General features: G+C 71.3%; 14 protein-coding genes. 5 read left to right on the top strand and 9 right to left on the bottom strand.

What is annotated here, in order from left to right; all coding sequences use genetic code 11:
• The first annotated feature begins 17 nt into the window (after positions 1-17).
• The 4 genes from K9S39_RS12595 to K9S39_RS12580 all read left to right on the top strand — a co-directional run bounded on the left by K9S39_RS12595 (position 18) and on the right by K9S39_RS12580 (position 6320).
• Positions 18-821, top strand: a complete 804-nt coding sequence (locus K9S39_RS12595; RefSeq protein WP_248863432.1) for an ATP-binding cassette domain-containing protein — start codon at positions 18-20, stop codon at positions 819-821.
• On the top strand, positions 814-2127 hold the full coding sequence (locus K9S39_RS12590; protein ID WP_248863431.1) for a sugar ABC transporter permease: 1314 nt from the start codon (positions 814-816) through the stop codon (positions 2125-2127). The genes K9S39_RS12595 and K9S39_RS12590 overlap by 8 nt, the downstream gene beginning before the upstream one ends.
• A gap of 384 nt (positions 2128-2511) precedes the next feature.
• Positions 2512-4467, top strand: a complete 1956-nt coding sequence (dxs, locus tag K9S39_RS12585) for a 1-deoxy-D-xylulose-5-phosphate synthase (protein WP_248863430.1) — start codon at positions 2512-2514, stop codon at positions 4465-4467.
• 326 nt (positions 4468-4793) lie between these two features.
• Positions 4794-6320, top strand: coding sequence for an amino acid permease (locus K9S39_RS12580; RefSeq protein WP_248863429.1), 1527 nt, complete (start codon positions 4794-4796; stop codon positions 6318-6320).
• A gap of 147 nt (positions 6321-6467) precedes the next feature.
• On the opposite strand, the gene K9S39_RS12575 is transcribed toward K9S39_RS12580, so the two are convergent.
• The 6 genes from K9S39_RS12575 to K9S39_RS12550 form a co-directional block, all read right to left on the bottom strand.
• Positions 6468-6884: a PIN domain-containing protein gene (locus tag K9S39_RS12575; RefSeq protein WP_248863428.1), complete on the bottom strand. Its 417-nt coding sequence runs from the start codon at positions 6882-6884 to the stop codon at positions 6468-6470.
• A gap of 97 nt (positions 6885-6981) precedes the next feature.
• Complete coding sequence (locus K9S39_RS12570; RefSeq protein ID WP_248863427.1) at positions 6982-9132, bottom strand: 3-hydroxyacyl-CoA dehydrogenase NAD-binding domain-containing protein; 2151 nt, start codon at positions 9130-9132, stop codon at positions 6982-6984.
• Positions 9129-10346 (bottom strand): thiolase family protein, encoded by a 1218-nt coding sequence (locus K9S39_RS12565; protein ID WP_248863426.1) that lies wholly within the window; start codon positions 10344-10346, stop codon positions 9129-9131. The genes K9S39_RS12570 and K9S39_RS12565 overlap by 4 nt, the downstream gene beginning before the upstream one ends.
• Positions 10347-10637: 291 nt before the next feature.
• Entirely contained in the window at positions 10638-11912 is a 1275-nt protein-coding gene (locus K9S39_RS12560; protein ID WP_248863425.1) for an HRDC domain-containing protein, read from the bottom strand.
• Between the two features lie 91 nt (positions 11913-12003).
• Positions 12004-12666, bottom strand: coding sequence for a response regulator transcription factor (locus K9S39_RS12555; protein ID WP_248863424.1), 663 nt, complete (start codon positions 12664-12666; stop codon positions 12004-12006).
• Positions 12667-13060: 394 nt separating this feature from the next.
• Entirely contained in the window at positions 13061-13720 is a 660-nt protein-coding gene (locus K9S39_RS12550) for a DUF3000 domain-containing protein (protein ID WP_248863423.1), read from the bottom strand.
• 215 nt (positions 13721-13935) lie between these two features.
• Between K9S39_RS12550 and hemE the strand changes: the two genes are divergently transcribed.
• Positions 13936-15003: a uroporphyrinogen decarboxylase gene (hemE, locus tag K9S39_RS12545; RefSeq protein ID WP_248863422.1), complete on the top strand. Its 1068-nt coding sequence runs from the start codon at positions 13936-13938 to the stop codon at positions 15001-15003.
• Positions 15004-15036: 33 nt separating this feature from the next.
• Here hemE and K9S39_RS12540 read toward each other — a convergent pair whose 3' ends face one another.
• The 3 genes from K9S39_RS12540 to K9S39_RS12530 form a co-directional block, all read right to left on the bottom strand.
• On the bottom strand, positions 15037-16497 hold the full coding sequence (locus K9S39_RS12540) for a benzaldehyde dehydrogenase (protein ID WP_248863421.1): 1461 nt from the start codon (positions 16495-16497) through the stop codon (positions 15037-15039).
• A 353-nt stretch (positions 16498-16850) separates the two neighbouring features.
• A complete protein-coding gene (locus tag K9S39_RS12535; protein ID WP_248863420.1) occupies positions 16851-18047 on the bottom strand; it encodes a thiolase family protein in 1197 nt (398 codons plus the stop codon).
• 185 nt (positions 18048-18232) lie between these two features.
• A complete protein-coding gene (locus tag K9S39_RS12530) occupies positions 18233-19408 on the bottom strand; it encodes a DUF4349 domain-containing protein (RefSeq protein ID WP_406708134.1) in 1176 nt (391 codons plus the stop codon).
• Between the last annotated feature and the right edge of the window lie 156 nt (positions 19409-19564).

Genomic DNA, 19564 nt, shown 5'->3' with positions numbered 1-19564 from the left:
TGACGGCGGCGAAGGAGATGATTCACGTGTCCGCTACGCCTGTGCTGGCGTTGCGCGGAGTCTCCAAGCGGTTCGGCGCCGTCCAGGCACTCACGGACGTCACCCTGGAGATCCACCCCGGTGAGGTGGTCGCCCTCGTCGGCGACAACGGCGCCGGCAAGTCCACGCTCGTCAAGACGATTTCCGGCGTCCACCCCGTCGACGACGGCGTCATCGAGTGGGAGGGCAACGCGGTCGGCATCCAGAAGCCGCACGACGCCCAGGAACTCGGCGTAGCGACCGTCTACCAGGACCTCGCGCTCTGCGACAACCTCGATGTGGTCGCCAACCTCTACCTCGGCAGCGAGATCCGTACCGCGGGCGTCCTGGACGAGATCGCGATGGAGAAGCAGGCCAAGGAACTGCTGGACACCCTCTCCATTCGCATCCCCAGCGTGCGGATCCCCGTCGCCGCGCTCTCCGGCGGCCAGCGGCAGGTCGTCGCGATCGCCCGCGCGCTGATCGGCGACCCGAAGGTCGTCATCCTCGACGAGCCCACCGCCGCCCTCGGCGTCGAGCAGACCGCACAGGTCCTCGACCTCGTCGAGCGGCTGCGTGAGCGTGGCCTCGGCGTCATCCTCATCAGCCACAACATGGCCGATGTGCAGGCCGTCGCGGACCGGGTCGCGGTGCTGCGGCTGGGCCGCAACAACGGTGTCTTCGACGTCGAGGGCACCTCCCACGAAGAGATCATCGCCGCCATCACCGGCGCGTCGGACAACGCCGTGACCCGCCGCAAGGCGCGTACGGACCAGGTGAAGAAGGAGGCCGGTGATGAGTGATCTCACGAAGCAGTCTGCCGAGGACACGGAAGCCACGGCTGCGGAGGCCGCGCCGGCGGCCGCCGACGCCCTGCAGTCGGCCGCCGTCGACCCCCGGCTGCTGGTCCGCGAGGCGGGCTTCGCCGGCTACCTCGGTGACTTCAAGCGCCGGGTGCGCGGTGGTGAGCTGGGCTCCCTGCCGGTGATCATCGGCCTGATCGTCATCGCGATCGTCTTCCAGGTCAACAACAGCAGCTTCCTGTCCGCCGACAGCCTTGCGAACATCGGCGTCTACACCTCCGGCCTCGGCATCATGGCCGTCGGTATCGTCTTCGTCCTGCTGCTGGGCGAGATCGACCTGTCCGTCGGCTCGGTGGCGGGCGTCGGCGCGGCGGTCTGGGCCGTGCTCGGCGTCACCAATGGCGTCAATGACGTCCTCGCGGTCCTGATCGCCATCGGCGCGGGGTGCGCCATCGGCGCGCTGCACGGTTTCTTTTTCGCCAAGATCGGTGTCCCGGCGTTCGTCGTCACGCTGGCCGGTTTCCTCGGCTGGAGCGGCCTGCAGATCTGGATGATGGGCAACGAAGGCTCCATCAACACGCCCAGCGGCAGCCTGGTGGAGAGCCTCACCGGCTACTACTTCGAGGACAAGGCCGCCGCCTATGGCCTCGCGCTGATCGCGGTGCTCGCCTACGCGGGCTCGCTGCTGCTGGACGCCAAGCGCCGCAGGACCGCCGCGCTGCCCGCCCGGCCGCTCGGTGAGATCCTGCTGCGCTCCGGCGTCGTCGCGTTGCTCGCTTTCGCCGTCGCCTACGTCCTGAACGAGCCGGCCGGTGCCCGCGGTCTCCCGCTGGCCCTGGTGCTGTTCCTCGCGGTGCTGGTCATCGCGGACTTCGTGGTGCGCCGCACCACCTACGGGCGGCAGATCTTCGCGGTCGGCGGCAACGCCGAGGCGGCCCGCCGGGCCGGTATCAACGTGAACAAGATCCGTATCACGGTGTTCGCGATCTCCGGCATGCTCGCCGCCTTCGGCGGACTCTTCATCGCCAGCCTCTCCGGTGGCGCGACGAAGAACCTGGGCGCCGGCAACACGCTGATGAACGTCATCGCGGCGGCCGTCATCGGCGGCACCAGCCTCTTCGGCGGCCGCGGCAAGATCTGGTCCGCGCTGCTGGGCATGCTGGTCATCCAGTCCATCCAGCAGGGCCTGAACCTGCTCGGTATGGCCAGTGAGATCCAGTACATGATCACCGGCGCGGTACTGCTCGCGGCGGTCGTGATCGACTCGGTGTCGCGGCGGACGCAGAAGACTGCGGGGCGCACGTAGATGCCGGCTGTCGTTCGACTGCGGCGGCGCTCCGGGCGCACGTGGGTGCCGGCTGTCGTCGGACTGCGGCGGCGCTCCGGGCGCACGTGGGTGCCGGCTGTCGTCGGACTGCGGCGGCGCTCCGGGCGCACGTAACCGCAGGTCGTCGTTCTTCTGCGGCAGCGCTCCGGGCGCACGTGTCCGCGCGCCGACCGGACCGGCCCCCACCAGGTATCAAGGGTGGGGGCCGACCCGTGTCCGGAAACGGCTCCGTTTGGCCGCATCGGGTCCCATCACCCGAGTGACATACATCGCGAGGCCCGGCCGCAGCCGCAGCGGGCGGAACATTAGACTCATCTGATCGCTAGCTCGACCCGTTCGAAGCTCGACAGCAAGGAGGCAGGGGTGGCGTTGCTGACCCGCATCAGGGGACCGCGCGATCTGGACCGGCTTGGGCCGGAGCAGCTGGAGCAGCTGGCGGGGGAGATCCGTACCTTCCTCGTTGACGCGGTCGCCAAGACCGGCGGACACCTCGGGCCGAACCTCGGTGTGGTCGAGCTGACCATCGCCCTGCACCGGGTCTTCCACTCCCCGCAGGACCGGGTGCTCTTCGACACCGGGCACCAGTCCTACGTCCACAAGCTGCTCACCGGTCGGCAGGACTTCTCCAGGCTGCGGGCCAAGGGCGGGCTGTCCGGCTACCCCTCGCGTGCCGAGTCGGACCACGATGTGATCGAGAACAGCCATGCCTCGACGGTGCTGGGCTGGGCGGACGGCCTCGCCAAGGCCAACGAGGTGCGCGGCAAGGGCGACCACGTCGTCGCGGTGATCGGTGACGGGGCCCTCACCGGCGGCATGGCCTGGGAGGCGCTCAACAACATCGCGGCCGCCAAGGACCGCCCGCTCGTCATCGTCGTCAACGACAACGAGCGCTCCTACGCCCCGACCATCGGCGGCCTCGCCAACCACCTCGCCACTCTCCGCACCACCGACGGCTACGAGCGTTTCCTGGCCCGTGGCAAGGACATCCTGGAGCGCACGCCCGTCGTCGGGAAGCCGCTCTACGAGACCCTGCACGGCGCCAAGAAGGGCCTCAAGGACTTCATCGCCCCGCAGGGCATGTTCGAGGACCTGGGCCTGAAGTACGTCGGGCCGATCGACGGCCATGACATCGAGGCCCTGGAGTCCGCGCTCGCCCGCGCCAAGCGCTTCGGCGGCCCCGTCATCGTGCACTGCCTCACGGAGAAGGGCCGCGGCTACCAGCCCGCGGTCCAGGACGAGGCCGACCGCTTCCACGCCGTACCGGTCATCCACCCGGACACCGGCCTGCCGGTCAAGACCGCGGCCGCCAGCTGGACCTCCGTGTTCGGCGACGAGATGGTCAAGCTCGGCCGGGAGCGCGAGGACATCGTCGCGATCACCGCGGCCATGCTGCAGCCGGTCGGCCTGAAGAAGTTCGCGGACGCGTTCCCGGACCGTATCTACGACGTCGGCATCGCCGAGCAGCATGCGGCCACCTCCGCCGCGGGTCTCGCCACCGGTGGTGTGCACCCGGTCTTCGCCGTGTACGCGACGTTCCTCAACCGGGCCTTCGACCAGGTCCTGATGGATGTCGCGCTGCACAAGTGCGGAGTGACGTTCGTCCTCGACCGGGCCGGTGTCACCGGCGATGACGGCGCCTCGCACAACGGCATGTGGGACATGTCGATGCTCCAGGTCGTGCCCACGCTGCGGATCGCCGCCCCGCGCGACGCCGCGCAGCTGCGCGCCCAGCTGCGCGAGGCGGTCAAGGTGGACGACGCCCCGACCGTGCTGCGGTACTCCAAGGGCGTCGTCGGCCCGGCCGTCCCCGCCGTCGGGAAGATCGGCGGCATGGACCTGCTGCGGAAGCCCTCGGCCGACAAGCCGGACGTCCTGGTGGTCTCCGTCGGCGCGCTCGCCCCGATGTGTCTGGAGGTCGCCGATCTGCTCGACAAGCAGGGCATCTCCAGCACCGTCGTCGACCCGCGCTGGGTCAAGCCGGTCGACCCGGCGCTGCCGGGACTCGCCGCCAAGCACCGGGTGGTGGTCACCGTCGAGGACAACATCCGTACCGGCGGCGTCGGTTCGGCCGTCGCGCAGTCGCTGCGGGACGCCGGTGTGGACCTCCCGCTGCGTGACTTCGGCATTCCCGAGCGGTTCCTCGACCACGCCTCCCGTAAGGAGGTCATGGCGGAGATCGGGCTCACCGCGCCGGATATCGCCCGGCAGGTGACGGGACTTGTCGTCCGGATCGACAACCGTGGGGCAGGCGCCGAGGAGGCCGCCGATGCTCCGGACGCCACGGGCGCGGTCCGGCCCGCCGAGGTCGCCCGCGACTGATCCGCACACCACCGCGATGGGCCGGCCGGCCACCCGTACGGGTGTTCCGCCCGGCCCATCGGCATATCCGCCGCCACGCCTCATCGGGTGAATACCCGTCCCGCGAGGGCCCGCCGTACCTGTCTGTTTCCCGCCATTGCGGAGACTCGGTCAGTTCAGGAGAGTTGCGAGGGTCGTCGAGGCGGAGGTTCGCCCATGAGCGAGCGTAGCGAGCGAATCACTGACAGGTGGACATCGAGCTGGGGGCACCTCCCGGCCGAAGTCCCCCAGCTACCGCTGGGAGGTGCCCCCAGGGGGCGCGGGGCCGGGCGAAGCGAGGTATCGGCATGAGCACACAGCACGGCGCGAAGAACGATGCACGCCGCCATCGCGGCTTGTTCCGGACGAAGACCGTTGAGCAGTCGATCCGGGACACCGAGGAGCCGGAGCACTCGCTCAAGAAGTCCCTCTCGGCACTCGACCTGACCGTCTTCGGTGTCGGCGTCATCATCGGTACCGGCATCTTCGTCCTCACCGGCAAGATCGCCAAGGAACAGGCCGGTCCCTCCGTCGCCCTCTCCTTCGTCGTCGCGGGCGTGGTCTGCGCGCTGGCGGCGCTGTGTTACGCGGAGTTCGCGTCCACCGTGCCGGTCGCGGGATCGGCCTACACCTTCTCGTACGCGTCACTCGGCGAGCTGCCCGCGTGGATCATCGGCTGGGACCTGATCCTGGAAATGGCGCTGGGCTGTGCGGTGGTCGCCGTCGGCTGGTCCGGCTATGTGCGCTCGCTCCTGGACACCGCCGGGGTGCATCTCCCCGCGGGACTGTCGGGCACGCACGAGGGACAGTTCGGCTTCGACCTGCTCGCCTGCATCCTGGTGCTCTTGCTGACCGCGATCCTGGTCCTCGGGATGAAACTGTCCTCGCGGGTGACGGCGGTGGTCGTCGCCATCAAGGTCACCGTCGTCCTGCTGGTCATCGTCGTCGGCGCCTTCTTCATCAGCGGTGCCAACTACGAGCCGTTCGTCCCGCCGAGCGAGCCGAGCGAGGGCGGCCACGGGCTGGGCGCACCGCTGGTCCAGTTGATGTTCGGGTTCACCCCGGCCCATTTCGGCACCATGGGCATCTTCGCCGCGGCGGCCGTGGTCTTCTTCGCCTTCATCGGCTTCGACATCGTGGCCACCGCCGCGGAGGAGACCCGCGTTCCGCAGCGCGATGTGCCGCGCGGCATCCTGGGTTCGCTGGCCATCTGCACGCTGCTGTACGTCGCCGTGTCCATCGTCGTCACCGGCATGCAGAAATACAGCGAACTCTCCACCGACGCCCCGCTCGCCGATGCCTTCAAAGCCTCCGGGCAACCCTTCTACGCGGGCGTGATCAGCTTCGGCGCGGCCGTCGGCCTGACCACGGTCAGCATGATCCTGCTGCTCGGCCAGAGCCGGGTGTTCTTCGCGATGAGCCGTGACGGGCTGCTGCCGCAGGTCTTCTCGCGGGTCCACCCGCGGTACGGCACCCCCTACCGGTCGACCGTCGTCCTGGGTGTCGTCGTCGCCGTGGTCGCGGGCTTCACCTCGATCGACGAACTCGCCGAACTGGTCAACATCGGCACGCTGTTCGCGTTCGTCGTGGTCGCTGTCGGTGTCGTCCTGCTCCGCCGCTCCCGGCCCGACCTGCCGCGGTCCTTCCGGACCCCGCTGGTGCCGCTGGTGCCGATCCTGTCCGTCATGGCCTCGGTGTGGCTGATGCTCAATCTGCCCGCGGAGACCTGGATCCGGTTCGCCGTCTGGATGGTGGCCGGCTTCGGCATCTACTTCGTCTACGGGCGCTCACACAGCCGCCTCGGCATCCGGAACCGGGCCGGTGGCAAGGGCTGAAACCGGCCGTTTGCCCGGACTTGACCCGCCCTCCTTCATCCGCCGCCCCAACTGCCCCGTATGCCGCGTCGCCCGCGGCTGCGGGGCGGTGCCGTGCCGGACGCCGTGGGCCCTGCCCCGACCCATCGGAGACCCCCTCCAAGCCCCCTAAGCCCGATGCCGCGCTCCGCCGTTCCGCCGGCCGCCGCCCCCGCCCCACACCGCGCGCGGCCCCGTCACCCGGGCGCCCAGCGCCTCGACGCGCTCCCGCAGTCCCCGGTCCGCGGTGACCACGAGACACTCCCGGCCGCCGCCCTCGTCCGCCACCAGCTGCACGATCCGGTCATCGCCGCTGCCGCCCGCGGACACCACCCGTACGCCCTCGACGGACGTCACCCCGCGCGCTGCGCCCTCCACCACGAGGACCATCTCCAGGGGAGGTTCGACCAGCCCCGGCAGCCCGGTCGCGGCGTACTCGGGCAGCGCGTCCCGCAACCGCTCCGCCGCACCGTGCCGGTCCCGCCACCAGCCGTCGGGCACCGAGCCGACGACATTCGCGGCATCGACGATCACCAAGGAATCCATGCGGCCAGCCTCCCACGACCGTCCCCGCTCCCGGACACACGGATGCGCGGGCCGGCTCCGCCGAGCCGGCCCGCGCATCCGCACTGCCTGCGCGCGCCTACGCGGGCAGGCTCGCGACGCCCGGTGCCAGGAACTTCTTGCCCGTCACCCGCTCGGAGACGCCCTCGCGGTCCAGGTACGGCGTGATGCCGCCCAGGTGGAAGGGCCAGCCGGCGCCGGTGATCAGGCACAGGTCGATGTCCTGCGGCTCGGCGACGACACCCTCGTCCAGCATCAGGCCGATCTCCTGCGCGACGGCGTCCAGGACGCGGTCCCGCACCTGCTGCTCGGTCAGGACGGCATCGCCCTGCTTGAGGAGCGCGGCGACCTCCGGGTCCAGCTCCGGCTTGCCGGAGTCGTAGACGTAGAAGCCGCGCTTGCCCGCCTCGACGACGGCCTTGAGGTTCGGCGAGACCTTGAAGCGCTCGGGGAACGCCTTGTTGAGGGTCTCCGACACATGCAGACCGATCGCCGGGCCGACCAGCTCCAGCAGCACCAGCGGCGACATCGGCAGTCCGAGCGGCTCGATGGCCTTCTCGGCGACCTCGACCGGGGTGCCCTCGTCGATGACGTTCTGGATCTCGCCCATGAAGCGGGTCAGGATGCGGTTGACGACGAACGCCGGGGCGTCCTTCACCAGCACGGCCGTCTTCTTCAGGGACTTGGCGACCGAGAATGCGGTGGCCAGCGACGCGTCGTCGGTCTTCTCCGCCCGGACGATCTCCAGCAGCGGCAGGACCGCGACCGGGTTGAAGAAGTGGAAGCCCACGACCCGCTCGGGGTGCTTGAGCTTCGACGCCATCTCGGTGATCGAGAGGGAGGAGGTGTTGGTCGCCAGGATCGCGTGCTCCGGGACGACCGCCTCGACCTCCGCGAACACCTGCTGCTTGACGCCCATCTCCTCGAAGACGGCCTCGATGACGAAGTCCGCGTCGCCGAAGGCGGCGGCCTTGTCGAGGTGACCGGAGACCAGGCCCTTGAGGCGGTTCGCCTTGTCCTGGTTCACCCGGCCCTTGAGCAGCAGCTTGTCGATCTCGCCGTGGACGTACTCCACGCCCTTGTCGATCCGGGCCTGGTCGATGTCCGTGAGGACGACCGGGACCTCGAGGCGGCGCGCGAACAGCAGCGCCAGCTGCGAGGCCATCAGACCGGCGCCGACGACACCGACCTTGGTGACCGGGCGGGCCAGGTTCTTGTCCGGCGCACCGGCGGGACGCTTGGCGCGCTTCTGCACCAGGTTGAACGCGTAGATGCCGGAGCGCAGCTCGTCGCCCATGATCAGGTCAGCGAGCGCCACGTTTTCGAGATCGAAGCCGGTTTCGGCGTCGAAGCCCTCGTCGGCGGAGCCGAGGCCCTTGGCCGCGGCGATGATGTCCAGCGCGCGGTAGGCGGCCGGGGCCGCGCCGTGCACCTTGCCGTCGGCGATGGCCTTGCCGCGCGCCACGGCGTCGTCCCAGGCCGCACCGCGGTCGATCTCGGCCCGTACGACCTCGGTCTCGCCCTTGAGGACGCCCGCGGTCCAGATCAGCGACTGCTCCAGGAAGTCCGCGCCCTCGAAGATCGCGTCAGCGATGCCGAGGTCGAAGACCTGCTGGCCCTTGAGCTGCTTGTTCTGGTTGAGCGAGTTCTCGATGATCACGCTCACCGCGCGGTCCGCGCCGATCAGGTTCGGCAGCAGCACACAGCCGCCCCAGCCCGGGACCAGGCCGAGGAAGACCTCGGGCAGCGAGAACGCCGGCAGCGCCTTGGAGACGGTGCGGTAGCTGCAGTGCAGACCGACCTCGACGCCACCGCCCATCGCCGCGCCGTTGTAGTACGCGAAGGTCGGCACGGCCAGGCCGGACAGCCGCTTGAAGACGTCATGGCCGCCCTTGCCGATGGCGAGCGCCTCGTCGTGCTGCTTCAGCAGCTCGACGCCCTTGAGGTCGGCGCCGACGGCGAAGATGAACGGCTTGCCGGTGAGGCCGACACCGACGATCGAGCCGTCCGCGGCCTCCTGCTCCACCTGGTCGATGGCGGCGTCGAGGTTCGCCAGCGACTGGGGGCCGAAGGTGGTGGGCTTGGTGTGGTCCAGGCCGTTGTCCAGCGTGATCAGCGCGAAGCGGCCGGCGCCCTGCGGCAGGTCGAGATGGCGTACATGCGCCTGGGTCACGACCTCGTCGGGAAAAAGCTCGGCCGCGCCCTTCAGAAGCTCTGCGGTGGTAGTCACTTGTTCCCCTCGAAGTGCGGGTTTTCCCAGATCACGGTGCCGCCCATGCCGAAGCCGACACACATGGTGGTGATGCCGTAGCGGACGTTCGGCTGCTCCTCGAACTGCCGGGCCAGCTGCGTCATCAGACGCACGCCGGACGACGCGAGCGGGTGGCCGAAGGCGATCGCGCCGCCGTACTGGTTGACGCGCGGGTCGTCGTCCGCGATGCCGTAGTGGTCCAGGAGCGAGAGCACCTGTACCGCGAAGGCTTCGTTGATCTCGAACAGACCGATCTCGTCGATGGTCAGACCGGCCTTGGCCAGCGCCTTCTCGGTGGCCGGGACCGGGCCGATGCCCATGACCTCGGGCTCCACACCGGCGAACGCGTAGTCCACCAGGCGCATCTTGACCGGCAGGCCCAGCTCGCGCGCCACGTCCTCGGCGGCGATCAGCGAGGCGGTGGCGCCGTCGTTGAGGCCGGCGGCGTTGCCCGCGGTCACGCGCCCGTGCGGGCGGAACGGCGTCTTCAGGCCGGCCAGGTTCTCCAGGGTCGTGCCCGGACGCATCGGCTCGTCGGCGGTGGCCAGTCCCCAGCCGGTCTCGCCCGCCTCGGCGTTCGTCCGGCGGACGGAGATCGGCACCAGGTCGGCCTGGATCTTGCCGTTGGCGTACGCCTTGGCGGCCTTCTCCTGGGAGCGCACGGCGTACTCGTCGGCGCGCTGCTTGGTCAGGTGCGGGAGGCGGTCGTGCAGGTTCTCCGCCGTCATGCCCATGAACAGGGCGGACTGGTCGACCAGCTTCTCCGACACGAAGCGCGGGTTGGGGTCCACGGCCTCGCCCATGGGGTGGCGGCCCATGTGCTCGACACCACCGGCGACGGCGATGTCGTACGCGCCGAAGGAGACACCGCCGGCGATGCTGGTCACGGCGGTCATCGCGCCGGCGCACATACGGTCGATGGAGAAGCCGGGCACGGACTGCGGAAGGCCCGCCAGGATGCCGGCGGTACGGCCCAGGGTCAGGCCCTGGTCGCCGATCTGGGTGGTCGCGGCGAGGGCGACCTCGTCGATCTTGGCAGGGTCCAGGTCCGGGTTGCGGCGCAGCAGCTCCCGGATGCACTTGACGACCAGGTCGTCGGCGCGGGTCTCGTGGTAGACGCCCTTCGGGCCCGCCTTGCCGAACGGGGTGCGGACGCCGTCGACGAAGACGACGTCCCTAGCGGTACGAGGCACGTTGGCTCTCCTCCAGGGTGCGGGATGGCACTGCTGCTGGGCGCCCCGGGGGACGCTTCACACCCCACATGCTACTTACGGGTAACCAGGCTGCACACCCCCATCGGCCGGAGCGGCGAACGTCACACCGATTTGCCGCGCTTTGCCTGGGCCGACCGGGGGTGCCCGTACGGCCGGGTGCGGCAGACGACGGTGGGGGCGTGCCCGGGAGCTTCCGGTCTTCCGGTCTCCAGGTACGACGACGGCCCCGGCGCGCGCTCGCGCAGCCGGGGCCATCGGCCACCAGTGAGGTCAGTCGTCGTTCGTCAGCAGCGCCTCGGTGAGGATCGGCGCGACCTGCTCGATCTGCCACGGACGGGCACCGTACCCCCGCAGGACCTCGACGACCGTCTCCGGAGTCGGCTCGGCCGGCGGCTCCCAGCACAGCCGGCGCACCGTGTCCGGGGTGATCAAGTTCTCCTGGGGGAGGTTCAGACTCTCCGCGAGCGCGGTCACCGCGGCACGCGCGGCGGACAGCCGGGCCGCGGCGGCCGGGTCCTTGTCGGCCCAGGAGCGGGGCGGCGGCGGCCCGTTGAGCGGCTGGCCGGGCTGCGGCAGCTCGCTGTCCGGCAGCGCTCGCGCGCGGTCCACGGCGGCCTGCCACTGCTCCAGCTGACGGCGGCCCATACGGTGGCCGAAGCCGGGCAGCGCGGCCAGCGCATGGCTGTTCGCCGGCAGATTCAGCGCCGCCTCCACGATCGCGCCGTCACCGAGCACCTTGCCCGGGGAGATGTCGCGCCGCTGGGCGACCCGGTCCCGGGCCGTCCACAGCTCCCGTACGACCGCCATCTGACGGCGTCGACGCACCTTGTGCATACCGGACGTACGGCGCCAGGGGTCCTTGCGGGGCGCCGGCGGGGGAGCGGCGGCGATCGCCGCGAACTCCTGGCGGGCCCACTCCAGCTTCCCCTGCCGCGCCAGCTCCTCCTCCAGCGCGTCGCGCAGATCCACCAGCAGCTCGACATCGAGCGCCGCGTAGCGCAGCCATGGCTCGGGCAGCGGGCGGGTGGACCAGTCGACGGCGGAGTGCCCCTTCTCCAGGGCGAAGCCGAGGACGTTCTCGACCATCGCGCCCAGGCCGACCCGGGCGAACCCGGCCAGCCGCCCGGCCAGCTCGGTGTCGAAGAGATGGGTGGGGACCATCCCTATGTCACGCAGACACGGCAGGTCCTGGGTGGCGGCGTGCAGTACCCACTCGGCGTCGTCGATCGCGGCGCCGAGCGCCGTCAGGTCGGGGCAGCCGACCGGGTCGAGCAGAACGCTGCCCGCGCCCTCGCGGCGGAGCTGCACCAGGTAGGCGCGCTGGCCGTAGCGGTAGCCGGAGGCGCGTTCGGCGTCGACGGCGACCGGGCCGGTGCCGGCCGCGAACGCGGCCACCACCTCGGCGAGCGCCTCGTTCGTGGCGGTCACCGAGGGGATGCCTTCGCGGGGCTCCAATAGCGGTACCGGCGCCGGTCCGAGATCCGGAGGAGACTCTCCGGCTGCTCGCAGTGTCGTGTCTGCTGCGGTCTTTTGGGCGTCGGTCACCAGTCAAGGGTATCTGTGTATGCACGTCGCCCGTCGAGGGAACGTTCCCTCGACGGGCGATCCGGTTGCGTGTAAGGGCCGCTGCAGGGGGTCAGTGGATGATGCCGGTGCGCAGCGCGACCGCCACCATTCCGGCCCGGTCGCCGGTGCCCAGCTTGCGTGCGATGCGGGCGAGGTGGCTCTTGACGGTCAGTGCCGAGAGTCCCATCGAGACGCCGATGGCCTTGTTGGACTGGCCCTCCGCCACCAGCCGCAACACCTCGACCTCGCGGCCCGACAGCTCGCGGTAACCGCCCGGGTGGCCGGGGGCGCCCGGAGGCCGGCGCTGCATACGGGCCGCGTTGGCGCCGATGGGCGCGGCGCCCGGTCGGCCCGGAAGGGCGAGGTTGGTGCGGGTGCCGGTGACGACATAGCCCTTGACGCCCCCCGCGAGGGCGTTGCGTACCGCGCCGATGTCGTCGGCGGCGGACAGGGCGAGGCCGTTGGGCCAGCCGGCGGCCCGCGTCTCGGAGAGCAGCGTGAGGCCGGAGCCGTCGGGAAGGTGGACGTCGGCAACGCAGATGTCGCGCGGATTGCCGACGCGGGGACGGGCCTCCGCGATGGACGACGCCTCGATCACATCACGTACTCCGAGCGCCCACAGATGGCGGGTGACGGTGGAGCGGACGCGAGGGTCGGCCACGACGACCATGGCCGTCGGCTTGTTCGGGCGGTAGGCGACCAGGCTCGAAGGTTGCTCGAGGAGAACAGACACCGGGCCTCCTGGGGGGAGTGGCTGGGGACGGAAGCCGACTTGGGAGCGTCGGAATGATCCGTGTTTGAAGGGTCACTGACCTCTTCGGCAGTAATCGGGCGGGACTTTAGAGTTTGATCACGATTTAGTTAGGGGCAATTCGGGCAAATCGGACGCTTGGTCGATCAGAGCTGAGCATCGAGTGACCACAGAGGTGAACAGAGGCGTATGTGGTGACGCCTTGTCGCCCGGAACCCTTCAGGGACGAAACGCGAAGAGCACGGTTGACGCGCGAACGTGATCAAGCGTTGTCGTAGGTGCTCAGAGGCTGTCCGCGAAGGGTGCCGTGGGACCCGCCCGGCCAGGAGCCCGGCCGGGGTTTCGGACGACGTCCGGCACCCGGGACGTCAGGCCCTCAGCGGGCCTGCGGGCCCCGGCGCTGCGGCAGGGCGACGACACCGCCGCCGCGCTCCGCCGAGTCCGGCGCGGCCGGCGGCAGACCCGCGACCTGACACAGCAGATCACACCACGCCGACAGATGCGCCGCGAGATCCGGCACCCCGCCCGGCCCCTCGGCCGGCGTCCAGGACGCCCGGATCTCGATCTGCGTCGCCGGCTCCCGCGCCGCGAGACCACCGAAGTAGTGCGACCCGGCCCGTGTCACCGTGCCGCTCGGCTCCCCGTACCGCACCCCGCGCGCCTCCAGCGCGCCCGTCAGCCACGACCAGGACACCTCCGGCAGCAGCGGATCGGCGCCCATCTCCGGCTCCAGCTCCGCCCGCGCCAGCGTCACCACACGGAACGTGCCCTGCCAGGCGTCGTGCCCGGCCGGATTGTGGAGCAGTACCAGCCGCCCGTCCGCCAGATCCCGGTCCTCGTCGCCCGGCCCCGACGCACGCTCGACGACCGCCGCCTCCAGCGCGTACGCGAACGGGGCGAGCCGCTTCGGCGCCGGCGTCGGGTCGATCTCGATCTCCGGCCGCAGTCGTGCCGCGCGGAGCGCCTCGACCGCCTGACGGAAGGGGATCGGGGTCTCGTCAGCGCTGTCCGCGAGGTGTTCTTGAGCCGCAGCCATGCCCGGAAGATTAGGCGGAAGGAGGCCCTCATCCCGGGAGGACACCCGGTGCGCGCGTCGCCCATTCGGAGGTGCCCGCAACGACGCGGGCACAGTCCCTCTCACGTGCTCCTCCCGGACTCCGCCGGAGCCGTCCCGGAGGCATCCCGCCCCGTACCACGGGCGAACCACGGGACCGGGACGATGCCCCCGGGTGCGCATGCGAAGATTTGGGCGTGAGCGCCAACCACAGCCCCAAGGGCCAGCAGCAGACCGCTACATACGACTCGGCCTTCCTCAAGGCGTGCCGCCGCGAGCCGGTGCCGCACACGCCGGTGTGGTTCATGCGCCAGGCCGGGCGCTCACTGCCCGAATACCGCAAGGTCCGCGAGGGCATCGCGATGCTCGACTCCTGCATGCGGCCCGAGCTGGTCACCGAGATCACCCTGCAGCCCGTACGCCGCCACAACGTCGACGCCGCGATCTACTTCAGCGACATCGTCGTCCCCCTCAAGGCCATGGGCATCGACCTCGACATCAAGCCGGGCGTCGGCCCGGTCGTCGCCCACCCGATCCGCACCCGCGCCGACCTGGCGCAGCTGCGCGACCTGGAGCCCGGCGACGTCCCGTACGTCACCGAGGCCATCGGCACGCTCGTCCGGGAACTCGGCACCACCCCCCTCATCGGCTTCGCCGGCGCGCCCTTCACCCTCGCCAGCTATCTCGTCGAGGGCGGCCCGTCCCGTAACCACGAGCGCACCAAGGCGCTCATGTACGGCGACCCGCGGCTGTGGGCCGACCTCCTGGACCGACTCGCCGAGATCACCGCGGCCTTCCTGAAGGTGCAGATCGAGGCCGGGGCGAGCGCCGTCCAGCTCTTCGACTCCTGGGTCGGCGCGCTCGCACCGGCCGACTACCGCCGCTCCGTGATGCCGGCCTCCACCAAGGTCTTCGACGCGGTCGCCTCCTACGGCGTCCCGCGCATCCACTTCGGCGTCGGCACCGGTGAACTCCTCGGCCTGATGGGCGAGGCGGGCGCGGACGTGGTCGGCGTCGACTGGCGCGTCCCGCTCGACGAGGCGGCCCGCCGCGTCGGCCCTGGCAGGGCGCTCCAGGGCAACCTCGATCCGGCCGTCCTCTTCGCCCCGCGTGAGGCGGTGGAGGCCAAGGCTCGCGAGGTCCTCGACGCGGCCGCCGGCCTGGAGGGCCATGTGTTCAACCTCGGCCACGGCGTCCTGCCCCACACCGACCCGGACTCCCTGACGCGGCTGGTGGAGTACGTGCACCAGCAGACGGCGCGCTGACCCGGGACTTTCCCTGGGCCCTGTGGACGGGGCCTAGAACGGGTAGGCGGCGGGTGTCGCGCGCACCGTCGTCCAGCGGGTTTCGGTGAACGCGTCGAGATTGGCCTCGCCGCCGAAGCGGGAGCCGGTGCCGGAGTCGGCGAGGCCGCCGAACGCCGCGATGGGTTCGTCGTTGACCGTCTGGTCGTTGATGTGGACGAGGCCGGTGGGGATGCGGTCGGCCAGGTCCAGAGCGCGGGCCGCGTCGCGGGTGACGATCCCGAGCGCGAGGCCGTAGGCGGAGTCGTTCGCCAGCTCGACGGCCTCGTCGGGGGTGTGGAACGCGCGCACGGGGGCCACCGGGCCGAAGACTTCCGTGGCGTAGGCGGCGCAGGCCCCCACGGAGCCCGGCCCCTGGGCGGAGCCGGCGCCCGCGTCGGCGAGCACCGTCGGACGGTAGAAGAGGTCGCGGTGGGTGCCGCCGGCGGCGATCCGCACACCGGCCTCGGCGCTGCTCCGTACCAGTTCATCGATCTTGGCGAGCTGACCGCGGTCGATGACCGGGCCGAGGTGCACCTGCTCGCGGAACGGGTCACCGACGGTCAGCGCGTCCGCCTTGGCCGCCAGCCGCGCCACGTACTCGTCGTAGAGCGAGGCGTGCACGAGATGGCGGCCCGCGGTCATGCACACCTGGCCCTGGTGGAAGAAGGACGCCCAGGCGGCGGTGGACATCGCGGCGTCCAGATCGGCGTCCTCCAGGACGATGAACGCGCTGTTGCCGCCCAACTCCAGGTGGGCGCGCTTGAGATGGGTCGCGGCCAGCGCGCCGACGCTGCGGCCCGTGGCGCTCGAGCCGGTGAACGAGATGACGCGGACCCGCGGATCAGTGATCAGCGTTTCGCCGGTCTTCGCGCCGCCCGGCAGAACGTGCAGCAGCCCCTCGGGCAGCCCGGCCTCCGCGAAGACCGCCGCCAGGACATGGCCGCCGCAGATCGCGGTGCGCGGGTCGGGCTTGAGGACGACGGCGTTGCCGAGCGCGAGGGCGGGCGCGACGGATCTGATGCCGAGCACCAGCGGGGCGTTGAACGGCGCGATCACGCCGACGACACCGGCCGGCACCCGGGACGTGTAGGAGAGACGGGGCGCGGCGGAGGGAAGCACCTGGCCTATCGGCCGGTGGGCGAGCGCGGCGGCGTGGTAGCACTCCTCGGTCGCGGTGCGGACCTCGAAGTCCGCCTTGCCCCGGATGCTGCCGGACTCGCGGATGATCCACTCGGCGATCTCCGGCTCGTACCGCTGGATCAGATCGCCGGCCCGGCGCAGCACCGCGGCACGCTCCGTATACGTCCTGGCGGCCCAGTCCCGCTGGGCGCGGGCGGCGATGATCGTGGCATCCTCGACATCGGAGGGGGCGGCCAGCGTGAAGGTGTCCAGCACGTCCCCCGTCGCGGGCTCGACGGCCTCGGCCTCGCCGCCGTGCAGGGACAGCTGGTCCTTCGGGTCGAGCAGGGGCATCGGGGCCAACCTCCGGTCACAGGGAAACAGTTGAGGCATGAATGGGTGTTCTCATTCTCCCGCGGGGCGGCGGGCGGCGCCATGTCTGCGCCACACATGCGGCAGCGGGGAGTACGGCAGCCGGGACGCCGAGGGCGGCGGGACCTGGCAGGACGACGCGGCAGGACGGGGCAGGGGGCGACTCCGGTCCTGCCGCACGGCGTCCTGACGTGCTGATCGGACGCGCCTGTCGGGCGCCGTCACGATGCGGGGAATGCGGCGTGGACACGCACGCGGAGATGCCACGCGGAGATGCCACGCGGCGTGATCGGCCGGGGGCCGGGGCCTTTCCGGTCTGACCCGCCGGACAGGCCCTACCGCTCCAGGACGAGCGCGAGCCCCTGCCCCACGCCGATGCACAGTGCCGCCAGCCCCGTTCCCGAGCCCAGCGCGGCGAGCTGATGTGCCACCGACCCCGCGAGACGGGCGCCGGACGCGCCCAGGGGATGGCCGATGGCGATGGCGCCGCCACGCGGGTTCACCACCGACGGGTCGAGGTCGGGCCACTGGCCGAGGCAGCCCAACGCCTGGGCCGCGAACGCCTCATTGAGCTCGAACGTCGCCAGATCGCCGAAGCCGCGCCCGGACCGGTCCAGCGCGCGCCGTACCGCCTCCACCGGGCCGAGGCCGAACAGCTGCGGCTCGACGCCGGTCACCGCGCTTGCGCGGATACGGGCCAGCGGTTCGCGCCCGGTGGCCCGCAGGCCCTCCTCGTCGACCAGCAGCAGCGCGGCCGCGCCGTCGTTGAGCGGCGAGGAGTTCCCCGCGGTGACCGTGCCCCCGACCGTACGGAACACCGGCTTCAGCTTGGACAGCGACTCCAGGGAGGACGCCTCCCGGATCGTCTCGTCCCGTTCGAGCGCGACGCCCGCAAGCGGCACCACCTCTGCGTGGTAGCCGCCCTCCCGCCATGCCCGTACCGCCTTCTGGTGGCTGGCCAGCGCGAAGACGTCCTGCTGCTCGCGGGTGATGCCGTGCTGTTCGGCGATCAGCTCGGCGCCCTCGCCCAGGGAAACCGTCCATTCGGGGCGCATCCGCTCATTGACCATCCGCCAGCCCAGCGTCGAGGAGTACATCTCCTGATGGCCGGCGGGGAAGGCCCGGTCGGGCTTGCGCAGGACGTACGGCGCGCGGCTCATCGACTCCACACCGCCCGCCACCGCGATATGCGCATCGCCGAGCGCGAGGGCGCGGGCGGCCTGGACAACCGCCTCCAGACCGGAGCCGCACAGGCGGTTGACGGTCACGCCGGGGACGGTGACCGGAAGTCCCGCCAGCAGCACGGCCATCCGGGCGACATTCCGGTTGTCCTCGCCCGCGCCGTTCGCATCGCCGAAGCAGACGTCATCGATCCGGGCGGGGTCCAGCTCCGGGGTGCGGTCCACCAGCGCCCTGACCACATGGGCGGCCAGGTCGTCGGGGCGGATTCCGGCCAGTGCGCCGCCGTATTTGCCGACGGGGGTCCGTACGGCATCGACGATGTAGACATCCCGTACGTGTGGGTCGGTCATCAGGGTGTGTCCTCGCTGTGCTCGCGGTCCCGGCTCGGAGGTCGGCGGGCGGCGGTGTGAAGATCGCTGCCGCCCGCCCCGAGTCTTGGCCCGTCGCCTCCCGCTGTCAACGGGGTCTTGGGCCACCTTGTCGGGGGCGGGGCGATTCGGGCTCACGGGGGCGGGTTGGCATACAGGGGCTGGGCTCACGGGTGGGAGGGGCCGGCGCCGGTTCCGGGGCCGGACGAGGCTTCCGGTTCGTCGCCGGCTGCCGGTTCGTCCGAGGCCTCCGGTCCGGTTGAGACTTCCGGTTCACAGGCCGCGCGTGTCCGCGTCGCCGCGCCCGCTCCCTTCGCCGCGCCCGCCGCCATCGTCGTACCCGTCCCCGTCGTCGCACCCGCCCGCCTCTCGGCGTCCCCGCCACTCGCCCTCCGTCGCGTACGGAGCCCCGCCGGCAGCCGGCCGCGGACCAGTCGCCACAGCCCGTACAGCAGGGCCCCGGCCACCGCGAACGGGAGCACCGCGCCGATGATCACCAGGAGCCACCGCACCGCCGCCGTGAAGGCGTGCCAGCCGCCGGCCAGCGCGTCCCCGAAGGACGTCGGCTCGTCGGGCTTCTTCTCCGGGGCGGCGTCCGGCTCCCGCAGCAGCAGGGTGATGGTGGCCATCCCCGTCCGCTCCTTGAGCGACTGCAGCTGCGCCTCCAGTGACTCCAGGCTCGCTTCGCGGGTGTTGAGCTCGGACTCCAGGGAGACGATGTCGCTGATCGTCGTGGCCTTCGCCATCAGCTCCCGGACGCGTGCCACGCTCGCCCGCTGCGACGTGATGCGGCTGTCGGTGTCCACCACCTGATCGGTGACGTCCTTCGTCGAGACCTCCCGCGAGACGAGTTTGCCGAGCCGGGACAGTCGTCCCAGCACCGCGTCGTACTCCTTCGGCGGCACCCGCAGCACCAGCCGTGACCGGTCGTGGCCCTCGGCATCCCGGTCGGTGGTCTCGTCGCCGACATAGCCGCCCGCGCCTTCCACCGCCGTACGTGCCTTGGCCAGTGCCTCCGGTACGTCCTTGGTCCGCACGGTGACCGTGGCGGTCCGGATGATCTGGGCGGGTGCGATCTTCGTCGCCTTCGGCCGCCCCGGGGCGCTCTCCTCGGCCGCCGTCCCGGTTCGCCCGTCGCTGCCGGTCCGCTGCCCGCCCTGCGCGTATCCGCTGCCCGGCGCCCGGGTCGGCCGGGCCGCCCCCTTGTCGGCCATCGCGTCGCTCGCCGTGCTCTCGCTGTCCGACGCACCGCACCCGGCGACCGTCAGCGACGCCGCGAGCAGCAACCCGGCCGCGGCACCCCGACGGCCCTTCGGAGCGCGCCTCGCACCGGCTCCCGGCATCCGCCCGGTTCCCCGGACCTGCCGCACCCGCCCTGCTCCCCGCATGCCTCATCCCCCTCTAAGTGGCTTGATGGTGTTGCCCGTTCGACGCCGCCCAGGGGCGACGGGTTGCCGTCCGCGGGTCGCGATGCGGTCACGTTCCGGACTCCGGACGGA

The organism is Streptomyces halobius, assembly GCF_023277745.1.
GTDB lineage: Bacteria > Actinomycetota > Actinomycetes > Streptomycetales > Streptomycetaceae > Streptomyces > Streptomyces halobius.
This window is presented reverse-complemented; position numbering and strand designations above follow the sequence as displayed.

What these genes read in the sequence shown, in the direction of transcription:
- K9S39_RS12535 (WP_248863420.1), bottom strand. Translation starts at nt 18,047, where the DNA reads ATGACCGACCCACACGTACGGGATGTCTACATCGTCGATGCCGTACGG.
- K9S39_RS12575 (WP_248863428.1), bottom strand. Translation starts at nt 6,884, where the DNA reads ATGGATTCCTTGGTGATCGTCGATGCCGCGAATGTCGTCGGCTCGGTG.
- K9S39_RS12540 (WP_248863421.1), bottom strand. Translation starts at nt 16,497, where the DNA reads ATGCCCCTGCTCGACCCGAAGGACCAGCTGTCCCTGCACGGCGGCGAG.
- K9S39_RS12590 (WP_248863431.1), top strand. Translation starts at nt 814, where the DNA reads ATGAGTGATCTCACGAAGCAGTCTGCCGAGGACACGGAAGCCACGGCT.
- K9S39_RS12580 (WP_248863429.1), top strand. Translation starts at nt 4,794, where the DNA reads ATGAGCACACAGCACGGCGCGAAGAACGATGCACGCCGCCATCGCGGC.
- K9S39_RS12550 (WP_248863423.1), bottom strand. Translation starts at nt 13,720, where the DNA reads ATGGCTGCGGCTCAAGAACACCTCGCGGACAGCGCTGACGAGACCCCG.
- K9S39_RS12530 (WP_406708134.1), bottom strand. Translation starts at nt 19,408, where the DNA reads ATGCCGGGAGCCGGTGCGAGGCGCGCTCCGAAGGGCCGTCGGGGTGCC.
- K9S39_RS12595 (WP_248863432.1), top strand. Translation starts at nt 18, where the DNA reads ATGATTCACGTGTCCGCTACGCCTGTGCTGGCGTTGCGCGGAGTCTCC.